This window comes from Streptomyces sp. CB02400, assembly GCF_001905725.1.
Taxonomy (GTDB): Bacteria; Actinomycetota; Actinomycetes; order Streptomycetales; family Streptomycetaceae; genus Streptomyces; species Streptomyces atrovirens.
In genome coordinates, this window is the sequence record NZ_LIWB01000006.1 from 248,906 (window position 1) to 273,127 (window position 24,222).

Below are 24,222 nucleotides of genomic sequence, written 5' to 3' on the forward strand. Positions count from 1 at the left end.
GTCTCATGGCTGTCGATCGTGACCATGTGCTGCGCAGCGCCGCCGCCCTGCTGACCCGTAAATCCACCGCGACCATGGACGAGGTCGCCAAGGCCGCCGGGATCAGCCGCGCCACGCTGCACCGGCACTTCGCCGGGCGGGACGCGCTGGTCCGGGCGCTGGAGGCGCTCGGGATCGCCGAGTGCCAGGCCGCCCTGGCCGCGGCCCGGCCCGACGAGGGACCGGCCGCCGACGCCGTGCGCCGCCTGGTCGCCGCGATCGAACCGCACGCCCCTCTGCTCGCCTTCCTCTACACCGAGAACCAGTTGTTCGAGGGCGAGGAGCAGAACGAGGGCTGGGCCGCGATGGACGAGCGCGTCGCCGCGCTGTTCCGGCGCGGCCAGGCGAGCGGGGAGTTCCGCATCGACCTCACCCCGGCCTGGCTCACCGAGGCGCTCTACGGACTGCTCGCCTCCGCCGCCTGGGCGGTGGCCGAGGGCCGGGTCGCCCCCAAGGACTTCACCCACATGATCGTCGAGCTGCTGCTCGGCGGCGTACGACGCCCGGACGCCCCGGCACGAAGGAAGGAATCATGACCAGCGCCCTGCGGCCCGGGACCACGGCCGAGACGGTGAAGCGGCCGGGCCGGTGGCTCGCGCTCTCCGTCCTCGTGCTCGCCGTGCTGCTGGTGGCCGTCGACGCGACCGTCCTCGGCCTGGCCACCCCGTACATCAGCGAGGACCTCGCCCCCACCGGCACCCAGTTGCTGTGGATCGGCGACGTCTACTCGTTCGTGATCGCCGGTCTGCTCGTCTCCATGGGCAGCCTCGGCGACCGCATAGGCCGCAAGCGGATCCTGCTCTGCGGCGCCACCGCGTTCGGCGCGATATCCGTGCTCAACGCCTACGCGCACACGCCCGAGGTGCTGATCCTCGCGCGGGCCCTGCTGGGTGTCGCCGGCGCCACCCTGATGCCGGCCACCCTCGCCCTGATCCGCAACCTCTTCCACGACCCGCGCGAACGCAGCCTCGCCATCGGCATCTGGGGCGCGACCGCCTCCGCGGGCACCGCCGTCGGGCCGATACTCGGAGGCTTCCTCCTCGAACACTTCTGGTGGGGTTCGGTCTTCCTGATCAACCTGCCCGTGATGGCCGTCCTGGTGGCCGTCGGCGTCAAGCTGCTCCCCGAGTCCCGCACCCCGGCCCCCGGCCCCTGGGACCTGGCCAGTGTCGTCCTGTCCCTGGTCGGCATGGTCGGCGTCGTGTACGCGGTGAAGGAGACCGCGAGTCACGGCTTCGCCTGGTCCGCCCTGGCCGCAGGGCTGCTGGGCGCGGGCGCCCTGTACGGCTTCGTACGCCGTCAGCTCACCCTCCCCGTCCCGCTGCTGGACATGCGGCTGTTCCGCCACCGCGGGTTCAGCGGAGCCGTGCTCGCCGATCTGCTGACCATCCTCGGCCTGTCCGGGCTGGTCTTCTTCCTCTCGCAGTATCTGCAACTCGTGCAGGGCAGGCGTCCGTTCGAGGCGGGACTGGCCGAGCTGCCCGCCGCGATCGGCGCGGTGGCGGCCGGACTGGTCGCCGGCCGGGCCGCCCGGCGCTACTCGGTGCGCTCGGTCGTCGCCGGAGGGCTGGCGGCCATCGGCCTGGCGCTGGCCGCGCTGACGGTGATCGGCCAGTCCACCGGCTACCCCCTGCTCGGGGCGGCACTGCTGGTGGTCGGCCTGGGCGCCGGTTTCTCCTTCACGGTGACCGCCGACGTGATCCTCTCCAGCGTGCCCAAGGAACAGGCGGGCGCGGCCTCCGCCGTCTCCGAGACGGCGTACGAACTCGGCGCGGCCCTCGGCATCGCCGTACTCGGCTCCATCGTGACCGGCGTCTACCGCGGCTTCACGGGCCCGACCGGCACCCCGGCGGAGGCCCACGAGTCCCTGGGCGGCGCGGTGGAAGCGGCGTCCCACCTGCCCGCCGGCATCGCCGGACCGATGCTCGACGCGGCCCGCCAGTCCTTCGTGGACGGCCTCACCCTGGCAGCGGGCACAGGAGCGACAGTCCTACTGGCAGCGGCGGCAGCGGCATGGTTCATGCTCCGGAACCAACGGCTCTGAAAGAGCCGGACTTGGAGCCACCGGCTGAACAGCCAACCTGAAGGGGCGCGGGGAACTGCGCGACCAGCCACAACCCATCCGCACCCGCAGTGCAACCGCAGCCCCCGCCCAGGCCAGCGCCCAGCGCTTATGCCGCCTTCGCCTTACTGGCGTACATGTCGACGTACTCCTGCCCGGACAACCGCATAACCTCACTCATCACCGAGTCGGTCACCGCCCGCAGGACATACCGATCACGACCCATCCCGTCGTAACGGGAAAACTCCATCGCCTCACCGAAACGAACCGTCACCTTGCCCGGCCGGGGCAAACCCGCACCTCCCGGCTGCAACTTGTCCGTGCCGATCATCGCGAACGGCACGACCGGCGCACCGGTCATCAGGGTGAGCCGGGCGATGCCGGTACGGCCCCGGTACAGCCGGCCGTCGGGGGAGCGGGTGCCCTCCGGGTAGATGCCGAAGATCCGGCCCTCCTCCAGCACCCGGCGCCCGGTCATCAGTGCCGCCACCCCGCCCCGGCCGCCGTCGCGGTCGACCGGGATCATGCCGACACCGGTGAAGAACCACGCCATCAGCCGGCCCTTGAGGCCCTTGCCGGTGACGTACTCGTCCTTGCCGATGAAGACGACCTGACGGTCGCAGACGAGCGGCAGGATCATCGAGTCGATGAACGTCAGATGGTTGCCGGCCAGGATGACGGGACCGTCGCCCGGGATGTTCTCCGCGCCCTCCACCTGTGGGCGGAACATCAGGCGCATGATCGGGCCGAGCACTGCCTTGATGAGCGCGAAGCGGGACAACGGGCCCTCCGGTGGGAAACGGACGTCGGTTCATGCCGTACGAGTCTGTGCAGGTGAGGACATTACTCGCGGCCCGGGGGGTTGCGCACATCGGGATCGTGGGAGTTCACCGAGGTCTTACTCACTCTTGACCCGGGTTCACCTGCGGTGGCCCGCCCGTGACCGGCGCGCAACACGGCGGTCAGGCTGTGACGGAAGTCGCCCGGACCCGTACACCCCCCGCGTGCCCCTCTCCGCCCGGCCCAACCGGACGAGCCGTCACATCCCCGCCGGAATACGACAGACGTACGTCATCCGCATGAGGGGCGTAAGCCACACAACATCACCCGTGTGTTCGGCCGGGGGTCTCCCGTGCGTCATCCCCACGCACCTACGATCGCCCCGCACCGGACGAGCCGACACCAGGAGGGCACTCATGGCAACGCGGGAGTCGAACGAACAGGCGGGCGGAACCGGACGGCGGGCCCTCCTCGGCGCGGCGGTGCTCGGCGCCTCCGGATCGGTCCTCGCACTGGGCGGTACGGCGAGAGCCGCCGACGCCCGGCACGGCGGCGGCCGGGGGCTGAAGAGCCTGCCCGTCCCCACGATCGTCGGCCACCGGGGAGCGAGCGGCTACCGGCCCGAGCACACCCTCGGCGCCTACCAGCTCGCCCTCGACATGGGCGCGGACATCGTCGAGGCCGGCGACCTCGTCCCCACCAGGGACGGCCACCTCGTCTGCCGGCACGAACCGGAGATCGGCGGCACCACGGACGTCGCCGACCACCCCGAGTTCGCCGGCCGCCGGACCACCAAGACACTGGACGGCGCCTCCGTCACCGGCTGGTTCACCGAGGACTTCACCCTCGCCGAGCTGAAGCGGCTGCGCGCCGTCGAGCGCATCCCCGCCAACCGCCCGCACAACACCCTCTACGACGGCCGCTGGGAGATCCCCACCTTCGAGGAGGTGCTGCGCTGGCAGGACGAGCAGACCCGCAGGCGCGGCAAGCAGGTCTGGATCTACCCCGAGACCAAGCACCCCACCTACTTCCGCGGCCTCGGCCTCGGCCTGGAGGAGCGGGTCGCGAAGCTGCTGCGCAGGCACGGCAAGGACCGCCGGAACTCGCCGGTCATCCTCCAGTCGTTCGAGCCGACGAGCATCCAGCGGCTGCGCCGGCTCGTGGACAACCCGCTCGTGGTCCTGCTGTCCGGTGCGAACAGCCGCCCCTGGGACTTCGTCGAGTCCGGCGACCCGCGCACCGTCGCCGACCTCATCACCCCCGAGGGCCTGAAGGAGATCGCCTCCTACGCCCAGGGCATCGGCCCCACCCTCGACCTGGTCATCCCGCGCGACGCGGCCGGCCGGCTCACCGAGCCGACCACGCTGGTGCGGGACGCCCACCGTGCGGGACTGATCCTGCACCCCTACACCTTGCGCAACGAGAACCCCTTCCTGCCCGCCGACTTCCGCGAGGGCACCGACCCCGACGCCTACGGCGACGTCTTCGGCGCCTACCGGACGTACTTCGCCACCGGCATCGACGGCGTCTTCACCGACAACCCGGACACCGGACTGCTGGCCCGCGAGGACTTCGTCAACGACTGACCTGCTTTGCCCCGGTAGAGGGGATTTCGGGCCGCTCCGGGCAACCCTGCCCGGAGCGGCCGAGTCGTTGCGCGTATGACACACGAGCCGGTCATGGCGTACGAGCTGGTCGTCTCCCTGCGTCCGCTGCTCACCGCGGAGGCCGCCGCCGAGGCGCTCGGCTCCGGGACCGAACCGGGCGACCTGGAACAGGCGGTGTGGCTGCGCCTCCTGGAGCGTCTCGACACCTGCGGTCCGCCGTCCGACCCTCCGGGCTGGCTCCGCCGGGCCGTCCGTACGGAGGCCCGCCGCACCCGCCGCGCCGCCCGCCGGGAGACGGCGCTGACCGGCGACCCCGCCGACACCGGCCACCACGGCCCCGAGGGTCTCGCACTCGCCGCCGCCCGCCGCCGTGCCCTGCGGGACGCCGTACGACGGCTGCCCGGCCGCTGCCCGGAGCTGATGGAGGCGCTGCTGTCCCCGCGCGACCCGACATACCGGGAGATCGCGGGGGAGTTGGGTATCTCACAGGGCAATCTCGGCCCGGAACGTTCCAGATGCCTGGGATGTCTGCGTCGTTTGCTCACACGGGAGGTTGCGGCGCGCTGAGGACGGGGATAGGAGTGGGGGACGACAGGTGATCAGGTGAGCGGGAGGCATGCGCACATGGGCATGAGCGTGACCATCTCTGCGGCGGCCGAGCAGGACGCGGAGCAGATCTTCAGGTTGCAGTACCTGTGCTTCCAGAGCGAGGCGGCGCTCTACGGCAACTACCGCATCGACCCGCTCGTCCAGACCCTCGACTCGGTCCGCGAGGAGGTCGCCGCCGACTGTGTCTTCGTCGCCCGCCTCGGCGACGAGATCGTCGGCTCGGTGCGCGGCAGGATCACCGAGGAGGGCGCCGCCGCGATCGGCAAGCTCTGCGTCCACCCCCGCCTCCAGGGACACGGCATCGGCGCGCGTCTCCTCCGGGCCGCGGAGTCCGCCCTGGCCGACGAGCGCGGCGCCAGGACCTTCCGCCTGCACGCCGGGCACCGCAGCGAGAGCAGCCTGCGGCTGTACAGCAAGGTCGGCTACCAGCGGGTGGGCACCTCCCAGGGCGCCGACGGCGTACCGATGATCGTCCTGGAGAAGCAGGCGCAGGCCTACGCGACGACCGCCTGATCAGGACGCGGGCCGCTGCTGCTCCGGCCGCGCCTTGCGCAGCCAGTACAGGGCGGTGAGGGGCAGCAGCACCGGGATGAAGAGGTAGCCCATCCCGTAGTCCGACCACACGGTGGCGTCGGAGAACGCGGACGGTTCCACCAGTGTCCAGGTCCCCACGGTCAGTACGCCCACGAGCTCGGCGGCGCAGCACACCAGCGCCGCCCTGCGGGCCGTCTCCCCGCCGCGCACCAGGGTGTAGGTGATGAAGCCGTAGACCACGCCGGCCGCCGCCGACAGCGCGTAGGCGAGCGGCGCCCGGTCGAACTCGGTGGCGATCTGGTACACGGAGCGCGACACCGCGCCGACGACCATCACCCCGTACAGCCACACCAGCAGCAGTCCGGGACCGCCGATCAGCCGCGTCCTGGCCGGCTTCTCCTGCGTCGCGGCCATCTCAGCCTCCCCAGATGTCATAGAGCCGCACCTCGAGCACGGCCAGCACGACACCGCTCGCGGCGACCGTCAGCGAACCCCAGCGGGAGCGCTCGCCCAGCGACATGAAGCCGGCCGCCGGGACGCACGCGAACGCGCCGAGCAGATACGCCACGAAGATCGTCGTGCCCTGCTCCGGCTTCTCGCCCCGGGCCAGTTGCACGATCCCGACGACCAGCTGCGCCAGCGCCAGCAGCGTGACCACGGCCATCCCGATGAAGTGCCAGTCCTTCGTCGGCTGGTCACGGTAGGCGGCCCATCCGCACCAGGCGCCGAGCAACAACGCGGCGACACCGGTCACCACCGTCAGGACATCAAGCATGGCAGTGACCCTATTACGCCGGAAAACCCCCGGTGTCCTCGCCCCCGGAAGCGCCGGACCCGGCCCCCTCCGTGACCAGTCCGGCGGCGACCGCCCACCCGCGGATCCGCGCGTGCGCGCCCGCTTCGGGTGCCGGTTCTGGCGTGTACACCGGGCCCGGGGCGGTCTCGATCAGGTGGGTCATCGTCCAGGCGAGCCCGTAGCAGTCGTCCGGTCCGAAGCAGCCGGCCAGGGCCTTTGCCTCGGCGAGGCTCAGCGGGCGCGACATCGCTTCGAGCTGCCGCGCCCTGCGGTCGATCTCGTCCTCCCCGGCCTCCTCGTCGGGCAGCGGTCCGTCCGCCACGAAGGCGCTCACCTCGGGTCTCATGCCGTGATGGTCGCCACGGCCGGGGAGTCCGGCAAGGTCCGGCGGGCCCGTAAGGTCGATGGCATGACCATCCATGCGCAGGCCCTGCTGTTCGACAACGACGGAACCCTCGTCTCCTCCCTCGCCTCCGTGAACCGCTGCTGGACGCGGTGGGCCGTCGAGTACGGGATCACGGCCGAGGAGTTCGGGCGCGTCGAGCTGCACGGGCGGCCGGCCGCGGAGATAGCCGCCGATCTGCTGCCCGCCCATGTCGTGCCGGAGGCCGTCGCGCGGATCGAGGACCTGGAGGTCGAGGACGTACCCAACGGCGGTGTGGAACTGCTGCCGGGAACCAGGGACTTCCTCGCCGTGCTGCCCGCCGAGCGCTGGGCCGTCGTCACCTCCGCCACCCGGCGCCTGGCCGAGGCCCGCCTGGAGGCCGTCGGCATCCTGCCCAAGACCCTGGTCGCCGCCGACGACATCACCCGCGGCAAGCCCGACCCCGAGCCCTACCTCCTCGCCGCCCGCACCCTCGGCGTCGACCCCGCGCACTGCGTCGTCTTCGAGGACGCCCCCGCCGGACTCCAGGCCGGCCGCGCCGCCGGCATGACCACCGTGGCCTTGGCCACAACCCACCGGGCCCACGAGCTGACCGCCGACCTCGTCGTCGAGGACCTCTCGGCCCTGTCCGCACTGGTCACGGACGGGGGAGTGGAGATCTCCGTACGTCCCTGACGTGCGCGCACCGCTGTCCATGGCTGTCCAGAATACGGACAGCCATGTCCGGTCAGGAGCAAACGTCTGCTTTACTGATCGCATGACCACGACGAGCGACCGCATCCCTGCGACCGAGGCGCCCACGACGCCCGGTGCTCGGTGTATGTGTCGCCGAATGTGCGCCTGACAGAGGGCCCCTGCACCATCCGAGCCTCGCGCCCCGAAGCGAGAGCCCGCTCATGTCCGCCCGCATGCCCCGCATGTGCGACTGAGCCACGCCCCCGCGCGCACGTTTCTCCACGGTCCCCACCGCCGCACCCCACCGAGATCCGTGCCGCCCGGCTGCTTTCGACCCTGAATGCCTCGTGCCCGGCGCCCACGACGCGCCGCGCACTCGACAGTGACGGATACCCACGTGATCACCACCTCGGGCCTCACCAAGGTCTACCGCTCACGCGGCCGCGAGGTCACCGCCCTCGACGGCGTCGACCTGCACGTCCGCGAAGGCGAGGTCTACGGCGTCATCGGCCAGTCCGGCGCCGGCAAGTCCTCCCTCATCCGCTGCGTCAACCTGCTGGAACGCCCCACCTCGGGCACCGTGACCGTGGCCGGCCAGGACCTCACCGCGCTCGCCGGCCGCGGCCCCCGGGCCGGCAGGGAACTGCGGCAGGCGCGCAGCCGTATCGGCATGGTCTTCCAGCACTTCAACCTGCTCTCCTCGCGCACCGTGCAGGACAACGTCGAACTGCCCCTGGAGATCCTCGGGAAGTCGGGGAAGGAACGTTCCCGCAAGGCGCTGGAACTGCTCGACCTGGTCGGTCTCGCCGACAAGGCCAAGGCCTACCCCGCCCAGCTCTCCGGCGGCCAGAAGCAGCGCGTCGGCATCGCCCGCGCCCTCGCCGGCGACCCCAAGGTGCTGCTCTCCGACGAGGCCACCAGCGCCCTCGACCCGGAGACCACCCGCTCGATCCTGCAGCTCCTGCGCGACCTCAACCGGCAGCTCGGCCTCACCGTCCTGCTCATCACCCACGAGATGGACGTCGTGAAGTCGGTCTGCGACTCGGCCGCCCTCATGGAGAACGGCCGCGTCGTCGAGTCCGGCACGGTCACCGAACTCCTCGCCACCCCCGGCTCCGAACTGGCCTCCGCGCTGTTCCCGGTGGGCGGCGAGGCCTCCGGCGACGACCGCACCGTCCTCGACGTCACCTTCCACGGCGAGAGCGCGACCCAGCCGGTCATCTCCCAGCTCTCGCGTACCTACAACATCGACATATCGATCCTCGGCGCCGCCATCGACACCGTCGGCGGCCTCCAGGTCGGCCGGATGCGCATCGAACTGCCCGGCCGCTACGAGGACAACGTCGTCCCCGTCGGCTTCCTGCGCGAACAGGGCCTCCAGATCGACGTCGTGAACCGGGAACAGCCCGCGCTGGTGAAGGAGGGGGCCAAGTGACCTGGACCCAGATGCAGCCGCTGCTCGAACAGGCGTGTACCGAGACGCTGATCATGGTCGGCTGGTCCACCCTGATCGCCGTCGCCGGCGGCCTTCCGCTCGGCATCCTGCTCGTCCTCACCGACAAGGGCGGACTGCTGCAGAACACCCTGGTGAACAAGGTCATCGGGCAGATCGTGAACATCGGCCGCTCGATGCCGTTCATCATCCTCATGGTCGCCCTGACCAGCTTCACCCGCTGGGTCACCGGCACGTCCATCGGCAGCGAGGCCGCGATCGTGCCGCTCGCCATCAGCGGCATCCCGTTCTTCGCCCGCCTGGTGGAGACGGCCGTGCGCGAAGTGGACCACGGGCTCGTCGAGGCCGTGCAGGCCATGGGCGGCAACACCTGGACGATCGTCCGCAAGGTCCTCGTCCCCGAGTCGCTGCCCTCGCTGATCGCCAGCACCACCACCACGGTCATCGCCCTCATCGGATACTCGGCCATGGCCGGCGCCGTGGGCGGCGGCGGGCTCGGCGACTTCGCCGTCCGCTACGGCTACCAGCGCTTCGACAGCGAACTGATGTGGATCACCGTCGCGATCCTCGCCGTGGTCATCTCGGTCATCCAGTTCGCCGGCGACTACGCGGCCCGCACCCTGCACCGCCGCGGCGGCCGCTCCGGCCCCTCGCCCAGGCTCCGCCTCCTCAAGGCCAAGGAGCCCGCCGCGGCCGACATCAGCAAGGTCGCGTAAGCGCCCCCCAGACTCCCCGTCACGCCCACCCGTCGCCCGGCCACCACCCCTCAACGACGGCGCTTCGCGCCGGCACCCCTTGGTCCAAGGGGCCGCACCACCCAAGGAAAGGCACTTTTCGTGCGTAACACCGCCAAGATCACCACCGCCGTCCTCGCCGTCGGAGCCCTCACCCTCGGGCTCACCGCCTGCGGCTCGGACAAGGACGCCGCCTCCGACACCTCCGGCCCGCTGATCGTCGCCGCGAGCCCCGTGCCGCACGCCGAGATCCTGACCTTCGTCAAGGACAACCTCGCCGAGAAGGCCGGCCTCGACCTCGAGGTCAAGGAGTTCACCGACTACGTCACCCCGAACACGGCGACCGAGGACGGCTCCGTCGGCGCCAACTTCTTCCAGACCCAGCCGTACCTCGACGACTTCAACAAGAAGAACGGCACCCACATCGTGTCCGTCGTCGACGTGCACCTGGAACCGCTCGGCCTCTACTCCAACAAGGTCGACAAGGCCGACGCGCTGAAGAGCGGTGCCACCATCGCGATCCCCAACGACACCGTCAACGAGGGCCGCGCCCTGCAGCTGCTCGCCGCCAACGACCTGATCACCCTCAAGGACGGCGTCGGCACCGCGGCGACCCCCGCGGACATCACAAAGAACCCGAAGAACCTCACGTTCAAGGAGCTGGAGGCGGCCCAGACGCCCCGCTCCCTGGAGGACGTCGACGCGGCGGTCGTCAACGGCAACTACGCCATCGAGGCCGACCTCAAGCCCGCTGAGGACGCCCTCGTCCTGGAGGCCGCCGAGGGCAACCCGAACAACAACCTCCTCGCCGTCAAGGAGGGCCAGGAGGACGACCCGCGCGTGAAGAAGCTCGCCGACCTCCTCACCTCCCCCGAGGTGAAGAAGTTCATCGAGGACAAGTACGCCGGTTCCGTCCTCGCCTCCTTCTGATCCGGTCCCGCGCCACTCACGGGGTCCACTCCGCTACAAGGCGGGGGTGCCCCCACGCCGTTCAGGCAGTGGGGGAGGACCCCGTGGTGCGGTTCGGTGCCTTCATGCTGCATGCTGGGCAGTTCAGCAGCACCCGACGGTCTCTCAGGTTACGGAGCGGCGCATGACGAGCACCTTCCCCAACATCTCCATCAGCACGGAGCGGTTGGTGCTGCGTCCCCTCGACACGGACGACGTCCCCGCCCTCGCCGAGATGATGAACGACGAACAGGTCGCCGCCTGGACCGACGTCCCCCGGCCCTTCACCGAACAGGACGCCCGCACCTGGATCACCGGGCACGCCCCCGCCGAACGCGCGGCCGGCAACGGACTCGACCTCGCCGTCGCCGAGTTCCTCACCCAGCGCCTGGTCGGCGTCATCCGGCTCACCAGGACCAACTGGCACGTACGGTCCACCGAGATGTCCTACATCGTCGCCCCCTGGGCGCGCGGCGAGGGCTACGCCTCCGAGGCCGCGCTCGCCACCGCCCAGTGGCTCTTCGGCGACCAGAAGTTCGAACGCGTCGAACTGCGCACCGCCGCCGACAACACCGCCTCGCAGCAGGTGGCCCAGAAGATCGGCTGCATCAGCGAGGGCGTGCTGAGAGGCGCCTGCATAGCCCACGTCCGCACCGAGGGCGGAGGCTGGAGCGACGTACGCACCGACTTCATCGTATGGAGCCTGCTGCCCGAGGACATCGAGGGCGCGGACGGACAACTGGCCGACACGGGCGGATTCACCCCGTACACGGACTGGAACTGACCTTCGCACGAGGCACCGGCGGCGCGGTCCCCGGTCGCACCAGGTAGTCTCACGGAGCCCGCCCCGTGGCGGGACAGCCGACGACGACCTGCGCAGACCCCAGGAGACTGACGACGATGGCCGACCGGGTCACGGTGATCGGCTGGGACGGTTCGCCGCTGACCGCCGCGGCCCGCGCCGCGCTGGGCGCCGCCACACTGGTGGCCGGCGCCGCCCACCATCTGGCACTCCCCGAGGTGCCCCCCGGCGCCGAGCGCGTCCGGCTCGGCTCCGTAGCCCTCGCCGCCCGCCGCATCGCCGCCCACCGCGGCACCGCGGTCGTCCTCGCCGACGGCGACCCCGGCTTCTTCGGCGTCGTACGGACCCTGCGCGCACCCGAGTTCGGCCTCGAGGTCGAGGTGGTCCCCGGCGTCTCCTCCGTCGCCGCCGCCTTCGCCCGCGCCGGAATGCCCTGGGACGACGCCCACGTGGTCGTCGCACACCCGCGCACCCTGCGACGCGCGGTGAATGTATGCCGGGCCCACACCAAGGTGGCGGTTCTCACCTCACCCGGTGCCGGACCCGCCGAACTGGGCCTGCTCATGGAGGGCGTCCACCGCACCTTCGTGATCTGCGAGGAGCTCGGCACCGAGCGCGAGCGGGTCAGCGTGGTCACCTCCGACAAGGCCGCCGACCACACCTGGCGCGACCCCAATGTCGTCATCGTCGTCGGCGGCCGGGCCGGTGCCGGTGAGTCCGGCGGCTGGCTCGCCGGACGCGACCCCTCCGCCGGCCCGCGCGGCTGGTCGCTGCCGGCCGAGGAGTACGGCGGCGACCTCGGCGAGGGCGAGCGGGAACCGCTGCGCGTCTCCCAACTCGCCCGGCTCGGACCGCGGACCGGCGACCTCGTCTGGGACATCGGCTGCGGAAGCGGCGCCTTCGCCACCGAGGCCGCCCGCGCGGGCGCCGCCGTCATCGCCGTCGACAGCGACCCGCGCGCCTGCACCCGCACCGAGTCCACCGCCCGCCGGTACGGGGTCCAGCTCCAGATCGTCCACGGCACCGCCCCGCACGTCCTGGAGAACCTCCCCGAGCCGGACGTCGTCCGGGTCGGCGGCGGGGGAGCGGCCGTCGTCTCCGCGGTCGCCGACCGCCGTCCGCAGCGCATCGTCACGCACGCCGCCACCCGCGACGGGGCCGAACTCATCGGCCGGAACCTCGCGGAACACGGCTACCAGGTGGAGTGCGCCCTGCTCCAGTCCGTCGAACTCGACACCAGGGCCTGGACGGAGAAGGAGCGGAGCGTCGCGTTCCTGCTCAGCGGGGTGCTGCCCGCGCGCGGCAACTGATCCGATCGCCGTCCCCGTGATCGGATTGTCCGACCACGCGGGGTAGGCTGGCCGATCGTTGTACCGCACCCGGACACCCGGCGCTTCGCCGGCCAATGTCCGGAAAACGCGCCCGTTTTGGGGTGGGTCGTGGTACGGCAGGAACCGGAGGACGCGCAACGTGGCGCAGTCCACAGCGGAACCGTCGCCGATCAAGCTGACGCGACGGCCGTACGGCCGCGAGAATGACGGTGAAGGGCTTTGTCGCCTTTTTCGGACGCGCCGTTCGTGCCGCTGGGGACGCACGCTCGTTCTTCAGTGTGGGGCGGTCGGTGCGCCGTTCCGGGTGAGCTGGTCGTAGGAGCACTAACCGATGGGCGAGGGGTACGCATGACCGACACCGGCCAGGTCCCGGGCGAGGGACTGCCGGAGAACGCAGGCATGGTGGAGCAGCCGGGCGTCCCCGCGCCCGACGCGTACACCTACCTCTCCGACAGTCCCGCCGAGGAAGAAGACCTGCTGCTGCCCGGCGCCCAGAGCGCCTGGGGCAACGAGATCGCCCCGCCCGCGCCCGAGCCGGTCGTCGAGACCGTGCACCAGCCGGGCCCGCACGAGATGGCCGGCCGCGACAGCGGCTCGGTCGACCTCGGCGGCGTCCGGCTCCCCGAGCCGCCGCAGCCGGCGCCGCCCGCGCCGCGCCGTCCGCTGCACCTCGGCCCGCCCATTCCCAACGTCAACGCCGGCCCGGTGCGCTCCCTCGCCGACCGCGGCCCCGCCGACGTGCCGGCCCGCCAGGCCGGCCCGCCGTCCCTCGGCCCCGAGTACCTCGACATTCCGCACGCGCGCGAGGCGGCGGTACCGCAGGCCGCGGCGCCCTGGGGCGCGCAGCCCACGGCGGGCGCGGGGGCGGTGGCCGCGGAAACGGTTGTTCCGGTTTCGGCTCCGGAGCCGATGGACGCGGCCCAGGCGGTCGTGACCCGCGTCGCCGCGGAGGCGGGGGCGGTGCAGCAGGACACCGGGGGTGCGGTTGCCGCCGTCGCGGTGAGCGCCTCGGCCGAGGGCGGGGAACAGGGGCCCGTCCCGGTTCCGGCCGCGGAGCACGGCCCGTCCGGCACGTCCGCCGCCGAGCCCGCGCAGGGGGCCGAGGCGGCCCAGGCACCCGCACCCGAGCCCGCTGCTCCGGAACCGGAGGAGCCCCCGGCCGCCGAGGTGCCGGGCACCGAGCCCCCGGCACCGGAACACGCCCTGGCGGCCGAGGTGCCGCAGACCGGTCAGGCACCGGTCGCCGTGCCGGATCCCGCTCAGGTCGCCGAGGCACCGCAGGCTGCCGTTTCCGGGCACGCCCCGGGGGCGGACGCTTCCCACGGGGCTCAGGTACCGGGTCTCGACCCCGTGGCATCACAGGCCGGCGGGGCGGCGGTCACGGAGGCCGCCGTGCCCGCGCAGGGGGCCGAGGTGCCGCAGGACGCCCAGGTACCGGTCGCCGTGCCGGATCCCGCTCAGGTCGCCGAGGCACCGCAGGCTGCCGTTTCCGGGCACGTCCCGGGGGCGGACGCTTCCCACGGGGCTCAGGTACCGGGTCTCGACCCCGTGGCATCACAGGCCGGCGGGGCGGCGGTCACGGAGGCCGCCGTGCCCGCGCAGGGGGCCGAGGTGCCGCAGGACGCCCAGGCCCCAGGTGCGGTGGCCACCGCACCGGACCACGCCCAGGAGGCTGGGGCGCCGCAGGCTGTTCAGCAGCCCGGACCGGAGGCCGCCGCGCAGGGGGCCGGGGCGTCTCAGGCCGGTCAGACGCCGGGTGTCGAGGCTGTCGCGGCGCAGGCTGGTGAGGTGGCTGAGGTTTCTCAGGCCGTTCAGGTGCCGGGTGCCGATGCCGCTGTGCCGCAGGCTGGTGAGGTGGCTGAGGTTTCTCAGGCCGTTCAGGCGCAGGCTGCCGGTGCTGCTGCGGCGCAGGTTGCCGAGGTGGCTGAGGCTGACCAGGCCGTCCAGGCACCAGGTGCCGACGCTGCCGAGGTGCAGGCCGTCGAGGGGGCCGAGGCTGACCAGGCCGTTCCGGTGCCGGGTGCGGAGGCTCTCGTTCCGGAGCATGTCGGGGTTTCCGAAGCTTCCCCGGACGTTCCCGCGCCGGGCGCCGACACCGCCGTACCTCCCACTGCGGAAGCGGAGGACACCGCTGCCGAAGCCGCTTCCGGAACGGTGGGCGACGAAGCCCTCGCGGAGGCCCCCACGCCCGAGGCCCCGGCCGCCGCTGCCCCAGAGGCACCCCGTGCTGCCGGCGCCACCCCCGTGATCGACACGGGCGCGGTCCAGGGCCCCCAGCGGACCCCCACCACCCCTCTGACCGGCACCGTTCCCCCGGAGCCCGAGCCGGACCGGCCCGTGGGCGAGTTCGTCCCCGTGGACGGCACCGTGCCCACCACCCCGCACCTCGCGCCAACCCCGCCCCAGGGCGTGGCCGTCCCCGCCGGGGAACCCCGCGAGGCGGACGCCGAACCCGCGCAGAACCCGGACGACCTCGACACCCAGGGCGCCGGCGTGGACGCGGAAGCCGCGCGGCCCACAGGTCCGGCCGCCCCCGGCTACGACGACGCCGAGCGCGAGGCCGTACTGAAGGTCATGCGCGAACGCCGGGACATCCGCAACGGCTTCCGCAGCGACCCCATCCCGCACGAGGTGCTGCTCCGCGTCCTGGAGGCCGCCCACACCGCGCCCTCCGTCGGCCACTCGCAGCCCTGGGACTTCGTCGTCATCCGCTCCGCCGACACCCGGCGCAGCATGCACGAACTGGCCACGCGCCAGCGCGACGCCTACGCCAAGTCCCTCCCCAAGGGCCGGGCGAAGCAGTTCAAGGAACTGAAGATCGAGGCCATCCTCGACACGCCCGTGAACATCGTCGTCACCGCCGACCCGACCCGCGGCGGCCGGCACACCCTCGGCCGCCACACCCAGCCCCAGATGGCGCCGTACTCCTCCGCGCTCGCCGTCGAGAACCTCTGGCTCGCCGCCCGCGCCGAGGGCCTCGGCGTCGGCTGGGTCAGCTTCTTCGACGAGCGCGAGATGGTTCGCGCGCTGGGGCTTCCCGAGCACCTCGAGGTCGTCGCCTACCTGTGCGTGGGCTACGTCGACGAGTTCCCGGACGAGCCCGAGCTGATGCAGGCCGGCTGGTCCAAGCGCCGCCCGCTGTCCTGGGTCGTGCACGAGGAGACGTACGGCCGTCGCGCCCTGCCCGGAGAGGACCCCCACGACCTGCTCGCCGAGACCGTCGCACAGATCCGCCCGCTGGACGCCAAGGCGCTCGGCGAGGCGTGGGAGCGACAGAAGCGCATGACCAAGCCGGCCGGGGCGCTCGGCATGCTGGAGATCATCTCCGCCCAGCTCTCCGGCCTGTCCCGCCAGTGCCCGCCGCCCGTCCCGGAGCCCGCGGCCGTCGCGATCTTCGCCGGCGACCACGGGGTGCACGCCCAGGGCGTCACCCCCTGGCCGCAGGAGGTCACCGCCCAGATGGTGGCCAACTTCCTCGGCGGGGGAGCGGTCTGCAACGCCTTCGCCGCCCAGGTCGGCGCGGAGGTCTGCGTCGTCGACGTGGGCGTCTCCTCCGACCTCCCGGCCACCCCCGGTCTGCTGCCGCGCAAGATCCGCGCCGGTACGTCCGACATGACCACCGGGCCCGCGATGACCCGCGAGGAGGCCAAGAAGGCCATCGAGGTCGGCATCGAGACCGCCCGCGACCTGGTCGCGGCCGGCAACAAGGCCCTCCTCACCGGCGAGATGGGCATCGCGAACACCACCGCGTCCGCCGCCCTCATCTCCGTCTTCACCGGCGCCGACCCGGCGGAGGTCACCGGCCGGGGTACCGGCATCAACGACGAGACCCTCGCCCGCAAGACCGAGGTCGTCCGCCGCGCCCTGGAACTCCACCAGCCGGACCCGGCCGACCCCGTCGGCGTCCTCGCCGCCGTCGGCGGCTTCGAGCACGCCGCCATGGTCGGCCTGCTCCTCGGCGGCGCGTCGCTGCGTACGCCGGTGATCCTGGACGGCGTCAGCGCCGGTGCCGCCGCCCTGGTGGCGCGGGCCATCGCCCCCGAGGTCCTGGCCGCCTGCATCGCGGGCCACCGCAGCGCCGAGCCCGGCCACGTCGCCGCCCTCAACAAACTGGGCCTGCGCCCCCTGGTCGACCTCGACCTCCGCCTCGGCGAAGGCACGGGCGCCCTCCTGGCCCTCCCCCTGGTCCAGAGCACGGCACGGGCCATGCACGAGGTCGCGACATTCGATTCGGCAGGAGTGACCGAAAAGTAGCCTGGGTGGCTGTGGGCAGTCGTTCCTCCCCCAGTACCTTAAGGGCCTGGGTGGTACCTCCAGGCGGAACGGGTGGGCACAGCCGTCCACCCACCCGCACGTGCGGGGGCCGGGGGCAGCGCCCCCGGTTTCGGGAAGGGGCGGGTTGGGGAAATCACCCCGCCCACCCCGGCCCCCACCGGACGCGCGCATAAAATCCCCACGTCAGGCTCGCTCCGAAGCCGCAGCGTGCCCGCTGACCCACCGCTTGTCCGAGGAGCCTCACCTGATGGCCGAACACCCCGCCTACCCCGTAGGCCTCCGCCTCACCGGCCGCCGGATCGTCGTACTCGGCGGCGGCCAGGTCGCCCAACGCCGCCTCCCCGCCCTGATCGCCGCCGGCGCCGACATCCACCTCGTGTCCCCCGAGGCCACCCCCTCCGTGGAGGCCATGGCGGACGCCGGCGAGATCACCTGGCACCGCCGCCCCTACGCCGAGGGCGACCTCGCGCAGGCCTGGTACGCCCTCATCGCCACCAGCGACACCGACGCGAACACCCGCGCCTCCGCCGAGGCGGAAGCACACCGCGTCTGGTGCGTCCGCTCGGACGACGCCGACGCGGCCACGGCGTGGACCCCCGCCACGGGCTCCAGCGAGGGCGTCACCGTGGCCGTCCTCACGACGAAGGCACGCGGCCGCGACCCCCGCCACACCGCCGCCATCCGCGACGCCGTGGTCGAGGGCCTGCGCGACGGCACCCTCGTCGCCCCGCACCACCGCACCCGCACCCCGGGCGTCGCCCTCGTCGGCGGCGGCCCCGGCGACCCGGACCTGATCACCGTGCGCGGCCGCCGCCTGCTCGCCGAGGCCGACGTCGTCATCGCCGACCGGCTCGGCCCCCGCGACCTGCTCGCCGAACTCCCGCCGCACGTCGAGGTGATCGACGCGGCGAAGATCCCCTACGGCCGTTTCATGGCCCAGGAGGCCATCAACAACGCGCTGATCGAGCACGCGAAGCAGGGCAGGTCCGTGGTCCGGCTCAAGGGCGGCGACCCGTACGTCTTCGGCCGCGGCATGGAGGAACTCCAGGCGCTCGCCGAAGCGGGCATCCCCTGCACCGTCGTCCCCGGCATCTCCAGCTCCATCTCGGTCCCGGGCGCGGCCGGCATCCCCGTCACCCACCGGGGCGTGGCCCACGAGTTCACCGTGGTCAGCGGCCATGTCGCCCCCGACGACGAGCGCTCCCTGGTCGACTGGCCGTCCCTGGCGAAGCTGACCGGCACCCTCGTCGTCCTCATGGGCGTCGACAAGATCGGCCGGATCGCCGAGACCCTGGTGGCGGGCGGCAAGTCCCCCGACACCCCGGTCGCCCTCGTCCAGGAGGGCACCACGGCCGCCCAGCGCCGGGTCGACGCCACCCTCGCCACGGTCGCCGAGACGGTCGTCGCCCAGGAGGTCAAGCCGCCGGCCGTCATCGTCATCGGCGAGGTCGTCGGCGTGGGCCCGCGCGGGACGGCGTGACATGGCCGAACTCATCACCGTCGACGACCCCGCCGACCCGCGGCTGCACGACTACACCGGCCTGACCGACGTCGAACTGCGCCGCCGCCGCGAACCCGCCGAGGGCCTGTTCATCGCCGAGGGCGAGAAGGTCATCAGGCGCGCCGGGGAAGCGGGCTACGCGATGCGGTCGATGCTGCTGTCCGCGAAGTGGGTCGACGTCATGCGCGACGTCATCGACCGGGCCACCGCCCCGGTGTACGTCGTCGACCCCGCGCTCGCCGAACAGGTCACCGGCTACCACGTGCACCGCGGCGCGCTCGCCTCCATGCAGCGCACACCGCTGCCGTCGGCGCCGGACGTGCTGCGGACCGCCCGCCGTGTCGTCGTCATGGAGTCGGTCAACGACCACACCAACATCGGCGCGATCTTCCGCTCCGCGGCGGCCCTCGGCATGGACGCCGTCCTGCTCTCCCCGGACTGCGCCGACCCCCTCTACCGCCGCAGCGTCAAGGTCTCCATGGGCGCGGTCTTCTCCGTGCCGTACGCCCGCCTGGACACCTGGCCCAAAGGCCTGGAGGCGGTGCGCGAGGCCGGGTTCGAGCTGCTCGCCCTCACCCCCGGCGAGAAGGCCCGGGCCCTGGACGAGGTGGCACCGCACCGGATGGACCGGGTGGCCCTGATGCTGGGCGCGGAAGGGGCCGGTCTCTCCGACCGGGCCCTGGCCGCCGCTGATCAGTGGGTCCGCATCCCGATGTCGCACGGCGTCGACTCCCTCAACGTGGGAGCCGCCGCGGCGGTCGCCTTCTACGCGGTGGCCACGGGGCGCCCGCGGGAGTAGCGGGCCGGACCGCTGCTGCTGTCGGGTCCCTGCTCGGGTCCCGGCAGCCCTGTGCCGAGCCCCTGCCCGGGGGCCTGGCCCCCTCATACCGAGTCCTCCCCCGGGGACCTGGCAGCCCTGTACCGAGTCCTTACCCGGGGCCCTGGCAGCCCTGCACCAGCGCGATACCCAGCGCCACCACCAGCGTCACGACGACGAACACGAACAGCCGCTGCCTGAGCAGTCGCGGATTGGCCGGCCGCAGGCCGGTCCCGGTCGTCCGGGGCCCCGGACGACGGGCACCGGTACCGGTACCGGACCGGGTGGTGTTCCGGGAGGCCGGCGTGGGGCGCGGCCCCTTGCGGGACGGAGCATCTCCGCGCGGGGAGCTGTCGCGCGCGCCGCCGTTCCGGGAAGGGGGCACGCTCCGGTTGTTCCGCCCGGCGGACGAACCGCTGTTCTTGGGCGCGGGGCCGCGTCCGCGCGGTGGCGGGGTTCCCTGACCGCCCTGCCGGCGCTGCGCCCGCTCCGGGTAGGTGTCCGCGAGGCGTCCGGTGGGCCGCTCCGTCTCGGCACTGCGCGGGGCCGGCGGACGCACGTCGGCGAGGCCCTGGGCCTCCCGCGCGGCGATCTCCTTGAGCCGCAGCGACAGTTGGAGCGTGCTGGGCCGCTCCTCGGGGTCCTTCGCCAGACACGCGCGGACGAGGGGGGCCAGGGCGTCCGGGACGCCGTGCAACTGGGCCTCCTCGTGCACCACGCGGTACAGCATCACCTCGGAACTGCCGTGCCCGAAGGGCGAGTCGCCCATCGACGCGTACGCGAGCGTGGCGCCCAGCGAGAACACGTCCGTGGCCGGGGTGACGGCCGCGCCGCGCACCTGCTCCGGGGCGAGGAAGCCGGGCGAGCCGACCGCCGTGCCGACGTGCGTGAGCGTCGACGCGCCGGTCGCCCACGCGATGCCGAAGTCGATGATCCGCGGCCCCTTCGGGGACAGCAGGATGTTGGACGGCTTGAGGTCCCGGTGCACCACACCGGCCTCGTGCACGGCGACCAGCCCTTCGGAGAGGGCCGCGCCGACGGCGGCGACGTCGGCCGCGCCGAGCGCCCCCTCGTCGGCGACCTTGTCGTGCAGCGAGGGCCCCGGCACATACTGGGTGGCGAACCAGGGACGGTCCGCGTCGAGGTCCGCGGCCACCAGCCGGGCCGTGCAGCCGCCGCGGATGCGGCGGGCCGCCGAGACCTCGCGCGCGAACCGGGAGCGGAACTCCTGGTCCTCGGCCAGGTCGGGCCGGATGACCTTCAGCGCGACCCGCTGCCCCTTCTTGTCGGAGCCCAGGTAGACCACGCCCATCCCGCCCGCGCCGAGTCGTCGGTGGAGCCTGAAAGAGCCGACGACGCGCGGGTCCTCGCGCCTCAGGCGCATCATCGCCATGTTCATCCCCGCTGCCCGGTCCTGTGACGTGCCACAGCTTACGTTTCCACGGCCGCCCGTGCGCAGAGGCCGCGCCCTCTCGGAGCGGTGGATTGTCAGTGGTGGGTGGGAGACTTGAAGAGTGGTCAGGGAGTGCGCGGGCAAACCCGGTTCGCGCGGCTGGTGCTTCCAACCACCCGACGGCGAAGGGGGATTGATCGCATGAAGGGTGACCGTGTGGAGATCGTCGTGGATGCGGGGGACACGACGCGTACGTACGAGGTGGTGGCGAGCAGGGCGGGGCGCCGGGTGGAGACGGCGGTGCGGCGGGGGGTCGTCGAAGTGAGCGAAGTCACCCGGAGCGGCACGGTCGTGCGGACCGCTCGATTCATGGCGAACCGGGTGCTCGCGCTGGTGGAACAGCCGGTGCCGCGGGAGGACGGCTCGGAGAAAGCGGGGCAGAGCGGGCGGTCCTTCGGGGATGTCCCTGAGGCGTAGGACCCCGTCTCCACCCAGGGGAGTACACCGTGGGGAAGGGCTCATCCTCCGGGAGGCCCGGCAATCGGTACGAGGGCATGACGTCGGGGGAGGACGTGGCGCCTAGATTTGAGGTCAAGCGGCGGGTGCAGCACTCGTCCCCCGAGGTCAGACGCCCGCCGCTGCCAACGACAACAGAAACGGCCAGGAGAGGGACCATGGCGTACACGGCACCGCGGACACTGATCCGCACGCGGGAACGCGGCGAGGGGCGTCGCCATCCGCTGGTGGCGACGCTGATGGCCCTTCCTCTGGCGGTCCTGCTCCTCCTCGTCTTCGACGGGTGGGAGACAGTGGCCACACAGGCGTCGTCCGTGGGTGAGATGCTGGGGCGCTGAACAGCGACCCCAGGCCCGGAAGAGCGGTCCGGGCGGGGACATCCACCCATGAAACCCCGTGGGGACGGGGGTGCGGCGGACGGCAAAATGCCGGCGCAGCTGGGGAGCTGCGCCGGCATTGCTTTGCCTGCGGGACGCCTGCGGCGCAGCTTTCGGTTCGGTGGGGGCTTGGGTAGCGCCTGCGGCCGGTGGGTGGGTCGGGGCCGCGTCGGGGGTGTCCGTCCTCGGACCGGCGCGGATCACGTCTCCTGGAGGGGGGCGGGGCGCGGACGCGCCAGCCACTGCGGGCGGCCACCCCCGCCCCGTCCCCTTCCCGCCGTAGGCGTCCGACCTCCGCCCACCGCAATCCCCGCGCCGCACCGTAGGCGTCCGGACTCCACCCACCACGGTCCACGTGGCACCACCAACCGCGAGCAGCCACCGCCCCGCCTTCCACGGGCGACCGCCCCCACATCCCTCGCGGACAGCCGCACGCCGCGTCCCCCGCCTTCCCGCGGGCGGCCGCATGCCGCCGCGATCCGCGGGCAGTCGTGCCGCTGGGGCGGCACGGGTGGGCGCGACGGCACCCCGCAAGCGCCGGGCCGCGCATCCCCACCCCCGGCCGACACCCACACGGGGCACCCGCAAGGCGTCGGGCCGCGCGCACCCCCGGCCCGAACCAACACCGAGGCACCCACAAGCGCAGGGCCACGCCCCGGCAACCGCCCCGTACCCTCACCCCGTGACCACGGACCTCCTCCCCGCCCTGACAGCCCACGTCATGGCAACGGCCCACGCAAACCCCCGCACCTGCCACTGCGCCACCGCCACCCTCGCCGCCCGCGAAGACGCCACCGTCGTACGCCACGCCGGCACCGTCGCCAAGGCCCACGCCCCCGACGCCGACCCCGCCGAGCTGACCCTCCGTCTCACCGTGGCCACCCGACTCCCCGGCATCCTCCTCCCCCCACTCACCCCCACACCCACCGAACTGCACGGACGACTCGTCACCCACTGGCCGTACGGCACTCCCGTGGACCCGGACGACCCGGACGCCGCCCCCTGGGAAGCCGCGGCCACCCTCCTCGCCCTACTTCACCGGGCCCCCGCCCCCACCGCCGTACCCCCCATGCGCGGCCCCGCCAAGGCCGCCCACGCCATCGCCCTCCTCCGCGCCACCGCCCCCGACCACCCCGCCACCGCCCCCGTACTGCACGCCTGGGCCACCCTCCCGCCCTGGGCCCGCGGCGAGGCCCCCATGCCGGACACCGCCACCCTCTGCCACGGCGACCTCCACCTCGGCCAGCTCATACGCCACCCCGCGCACAACGGCCCCTGGCTGCTCATCGACGTCGACGACCTCGGCACCGGCGTACCGGAGTGGGACCTGGCCCGCCCGGCGGCCTGGTACGCCTGCGGACTGCTCGCCCCCGACGAGTGGCACCGTTTCCTGACCGCCTACCGCACGGCCGGCGGCCCGGCCGTACCGCCCGACGGCGACCCCTGGACCGCGCTGGACGCCCCGGCCCGCGCCCTCACGGCCCAGACCGCCGCCCGCGCCGTCACCAAGGCCGTCGCGGCCGGCCGGCCCCTGGACGAGGTGGAACGGTCACTGGTCGACGCCTGTGCGCGCATGGGCCCGGTCTGCCCTCCCGCCCCGTCGAGTTGAGCCGAAGTTTCCCGAAGTAGGGTGCAACCGACCCGCAACCGGACAGAGTCTGTCCTGGCGATACGCGAAGCAGGAACGACCGGCTAGGAGTTGAACCGATCATGCAGTGTCCGAAGTGCCGTGCCCCGATGCACACCTACAACCGCAACGGTGTCCAGATCGAGCAGTGCAGCGGGTGCCGGGGCATCTTCCTCGACTACGGCGAGCTGGAGTCGCTGACCCGGCTGGAGTCCCAGTGGTCGCAGCCCGCTCCGCCGGCCCCGCCCGCCGCCCCGCAGGCCTACCCCGCCGCGCCGGCCCCCGCCTGGGGCGCCCCGCACGGCGGCCACCACGGTCACCACCGCCACAAGAGCTTCGGGCACATGCTCTTCTCCAGCTGACGGAGACACACGGAGACACGACGAAGCCCCCGGTCGGAGGACCGGGGGCTTCGGGCGGTGTGGACGATACTGGGATTGAACCAGTGACCTCTTCCGTGTCAGGGAAGCGCTCTCCCGCTGAGCTAATCGTCCTCGGGACCACGATCACTCCATGGAGCGGATCATGGGCACTGCGTGCGCGATACTGGGATTGAACCAGTGACCTCTTCCGTGTCAGGGAAGCGCTCTCCCGCTGAGCTAATCGCGCGGGGGATCCGGAGATCCAGGATCCGGAGATCCAAGTGGACGATACTGGGATTGAACCAGTGACCTCTTCCGTGTCAGGGAAGCGCTCTCCCGCTGAGCTAATCGTCCTTGGAGGTGGAGACGGGATTTGAACCCGTGTAGACGGCTTTGCAGGCCGTTGCCTCGCCTCTCGGCCACTCCACCAGGAGTGTAGGGGACCGGGAAGCCCCCTCTTCCTTCGAGCGGACGACGAGGCTCGAACTCGCGACCTCAACCTTGGCAAGGTTGCGCTCTACCAACTGAGCTACGTCCGCCTGTCGTTTCGGTCGGCTTGCGCTTCCCGGCGACGAACTGAACTCTAGCGGATTCCGGGG

The 24,222-nt window shown here is 72.6% G+C and carries 23 protein-coding genes and 5 tRNA genes; 18 read left to right on the forward strand and 10 right to left on the reverse strand.

Annotated elements, in window-relative coordinates; genetic code table 11:
- Positions 1–5 precede the first annotated feature (5 nt).
- Both AMK33_RS17265 and AMK33_RS17270 read left to right on the forward strand, forming a co-directional pair.
- Positions 6–575, forward strand: coding sequence for a TetR/AcrR family transcriptional regulator (locus AMK33_RS17265; protein ID WP_235618118.1), 570 nt, complete (start codon positions 6–8; stop codon positions 573–575).
- Complete coding sequence (locus tag AMK33_RS17270; protein ID WP_073933717.1) at positions 572–2,083, forward strand: MFS transporter; 1,512 nt, start codon at positions 572–574, stop codon at positions 2,081–2,083. The genes AMK33_RS17265 and AMK33_RS17270 overlap by 4 nt, the downstream gene beginning before the upstream one ends.
- A 127-nt stretch (positions 2,084–2,210) precedes the next feature.
- On the opposite strand, the gene AMK33_RS17275 is transcribed toward AMK33_RS17270, so the two are convergent.
- On the reverse strand, positions 2,211–2,882 hold the full coding sequence (locus tag AMK33_RS17275; protein ID WP_073933718.1) for a lysophospholipid acyltransferase family protein: 672 nt from the start codon (positions 2,880–2,882) through the stop codon (positions 2,211–2,213).
- A 415-nt stretch (positions 2,883–3,297) separates the two neighbouring features.
- On the opposite strand from AMK33_RS17275, the gene AMK33_RS17280 reads away from it, so the two are divergent.
- From AMK33_RS17280 to AMK33_RS17290, 3 genes are all read left to right on the forward strand, one after another.
- The gene (locus tag AMK33_RS17280; protein WP_073933719.1) at positions 3,298–4,467 is read left to right on the forward strand and encodes a glycerophosphodiester phosphodiesterase; all 1,170 of its coding nucleotides are present in this window, start codon (positions 3,298–3,300) and stop codon (positions 4,465–4,467) included.
- A gap of 75 nt (positions 4,468–4,542) precedes the next feature.
- The gene (locus AMK33_RS17285; protein WP_235618119.1) at positions 4,543–5,055 is read left to right on the forward strand and encodes a sigma-70 family RNA polymerase sigma factor; all 513 of its coding nucleotides are present in this window, start codon (positions 4,543–4,545) and stop codon (positions 5,053–5,055) included.
- 57 nt (positions 5,056–5,112) lie between these two features.
- The gene (locus AMK33_RS17290) at positions 5,113–5,610 is read left to right on the forward strand and encodes a GNAT family N-acetyltransferase (protein WP_073933720.1); all 498 of its coding nucleotides are present in this window, start codon (positions 5,113–5,115) and stop codon (positions 5,608–5,610) included.
- Here AMK33_RS17290 and AMK33_RS17295 read toward each other — a convergent pair whose 3' ends face one another.
- Genes AMK33_RS17295 through AMK33_RS17305 form a run of 3 tightly spaced genes read right to left on the reverse strand, consistent with a single transcriptional unit; the run spans position 5,611 to position 6,773 of the window.
- The gene (locus AMK33_RS17295) at positions 5,611–6,045 is read right to left on the reverse strand and encodes a hypothetical protein (protein WP_073933721.1); all 435 of its coding nucleotides are present in this window, start codon (positions 6,043–6,045) and stop codon (positions 5,611–5,613) included.
- 1 nt (position 6,046) lies between these two features.
- Complete coding sequence (locus tag AMK33_RS17300; RefSeq protein WP_073933722.1) at positions 6,047–6,406, reverse strand: hypothetical protein; 360 nt, start codon at positions 6,404–6,406, stop codon at positions 6,047–6,049.
- A 13-nt stretch (positions 6,407–6,419) separates the two neighbouring features.
- Positions 6,420–6,773 (reverse strand): hypothetical protein, encoded by a 354-nt coding sequence (locus AMK33_RS17305; protein WP_073933723.1) that lies wholly within the window; start codon positions 6,771–6,773, stop codon positions 6,420–6,422.
- Positions 6,774–6,836: 63 nt separating this feature from the next.
- Here AMK33_RS17305 and AMK33_RS17310 point away from each other — a divergent pair, with 63 nt between their 5' ends.
- The 9 genes from AMK33_RS17310 (at position 6,837) to AMK33_RS17350 (ending at position 19,330) form a co-directional block, all read left to right on the forward strand.
- Complete coding sequence (locus AMK33_RS17310; RefSeq protein WP_073933880.1) at positions 6,837–7,487, forward strand: HAD family hydrolase; 651 nt, start codon at positions 6,837–6,839, stop codon at positions 7,485–7,487.
- Positions 7,488–7,884: 397 nt separating this feature from the next.
- Complete coding sequence (locus tag AMK33_RS17315) at positions 7,885–8,922, forward strand: methionine ABC transporter ATP-binding protein (protein ID WP_073933724.1); 1,038 nt, start codon at positions 7,885–7,887, stop codon at positions 8,920–8,922.
- Positions 8,919–9,656 (forward strand): methionine ABC transporter permease, encoded by a 738-nt coding sequence (locus tag AMK33_RS17320; RefSeq protein WP_073933725.1) that lies wholly within the window; start codon positions 8,919–8,921, stop codon positions 9,654–9,656. The genes AMK33_RS17315 and AMK33_RS17320 overlap by 4 nt, the downstream gene beginning before the upstream one ends.
- 120 nt (positions 9,657–9,776) lie before the next feature.
- Positions 9,777–10,604, forward strand: a complete 828-nt coding sequence (locus AMK33_RS17325; RefSeq protein ID WP_073933726.1) for a MetQ/NlpA family ABC transporter substrate-binding protein — start codon at positions 9,777–9,779, stop codon at positions 10,602–10,604.
- Between the two features lie 163 nt (positions 10,605–10,767).
- Complete coding sequence (locus tag AMK33_RS17330; RefSeq protein ID WP_073933727.1) at positions 10,768–11,406, forward strand: GNAT family N-acetyltransferase; 639 nt, start codon at positions 10,768–10,770, stop codon at positions 11,404–11,406.
- A 116-nt stretch (positions 11,407–11,522) separates the two neighbouring features.
- On the forward strand, positions 11,523–12,734 hold the full coding sequence (cbiE, locus tag AMK33_RS17335; protein WP_073933728.1) for a precorrin-6y C5,15-methyltransferase (decarboxylating) subunit CbiE: 1,212 nt from the start codon (positions 11,523–11,525) through the stop codon (positions 12,732–12,734).
- Between the two features lie 369 nt (positions 12,735–13,103).
- A complete protein-coding gene (cobT, locus tag AMK33_RS17340; protein WP_073933729.1) occupies positions 13,104–17,009 on the forward strand; it encodes a nicotinate-nucleotide--dimethylbenzimidazole phosphoribosyltransferase in 3,906 nt (1,301 codons plus the stop codon).
- A gap of 268 nt (positions 17,010–17,277) precedes the next feature.
- On the forward strand, positions 17,278–18,510 hold the full coding sequence (gene cobA / locus AMK33_RS17345; protein WP_073933730.1) for a uroporphyrinogen-III C-methyltransferase: 1,233 nt from the start codon (positions 17,278–17,280) through the stop codon (positions 18,508–18,510).
- 1 nt (position 18,511) lies between these two features.
- Positions 18,512–19,330: a TrmH family RNA methyltransferase gene (locus AMK33_RS17350; protein ID WP_073933731.1), complete on the forward strand. Its 819-nt coding sequence runs from the start codon at positions 18,512–18,514 to the stop codon at positions 19,328–19,330.
- Between the two features lie 130 nt (positions 19,331–19,460).
- On the opposite strand, the gene AMK33_RS17355 is transcribed toward AMK33_RS17350, so the two are convergent.
- Positions 19,461–20,747, reverse strand: coding sequence for a serine/threonine-protein kinase (locus AMK33_RS17355; RefSeq protein ID WP_073933732.1), 1,287 nt, complete (start codon positions 20,745–20,747; stop codon positions 19,461–19,463).
- Positions 20,748–20,942: 195 nt separating this feature from the next.
- On the opposite strand from AMK33_RS17355, the gene AMK33_RS17360 reads away from it, so the two are divergent.
- The 4 genes from AMK33_RS17360 (at position 20,943) to AMK33_RS17380 (ending at position 23,623) form a co-directional block, all read left to right on the forward strand.
- Complete coding sequence (locus AMK33_RS17360) at positions 20,943–21,218, forward strand: hypothetical protein (RefSeq protein WP_073933733.1); 276 nt, start codon at positions 20,943–20,945, stop codon at positions 21,216–21,218.
- A 197-nt stretch (positions 21,219–21,415) separates the two neighbouring features.
- Complete coding sequence (locus tag AMK33_RS17365; protein ID WP_030867596.1) at positions 21,416–21,595, forward strand: hypothetical protein; 180 nt, start codon at positions 21,416–21,418, stop codon at positions 21,593–21,595.
- 721 nt (positions 21,596–22,316) lie between these two features.
- Positions 22,317–23,243, forward strand: coding sequence for a phosphotransferase family protein (locus AMK33_RS17375; RefSeq protein WP_073933735.1), 927 nt, complete (start codon positions 22,317–22,319; stop codon positions 23,241–23,243).
- A 101-nt stretch (positions 23,244–23,344) separates the two neighbouring features.
- Positions 23,345–23,623, forward strand: coding sequence for a TFIIB-type zinc ribbon-containing protein (locus tag AMK33_RS17380; protein WP_073933736.1), 279 nt, complete (start codon positions 23,345–23,347; stop codon positions 23,621–23,623).
- A gap of 60 nt (positions 23,624–23,683) precedes the next feature.
- Here AMK33_RS17380 and AMK33_RS17385 read toward each other — a convergent pair.
- The 5 genes from AMK33_RS17385 to AMK33_RS17405 form a co-directional block, all read right to left on the reverse strand.
- Positions 23,684–23,755, reverse strand: a tRNA-Val gene (locus AMK33_RS17385).
- Between the two features lie 43 nt (positions 23,756–23,798).
- Positions 23,799–23,870, reverse strand: a tRNA-Val gene (locus tag AMK33_RS17390).
- A gap of 35 nt (positions 23,871–23,905) precedes the next feature.
- Positions 23,906–23,977, reverse strand: a tRNA-Val gene (locus AMK33_RS17395).
- A gap of 1 nt (position 23,978) precedes the next feature.
- Positions 23,979–24,052, reverse strand: a tRNA-Cys gene (locus tag AMK33_RS17400).
- A 37-nt stretch (positions 24,053–24,089) separates the two neighbouring features.
- Positions 24,090–24,162, reverse strand: a tRNA-Gly gene (locus AMK33_RS17405).
- Between the last annotated feature and the right edge of the window lie 60 nt (positions 24,163–24,222).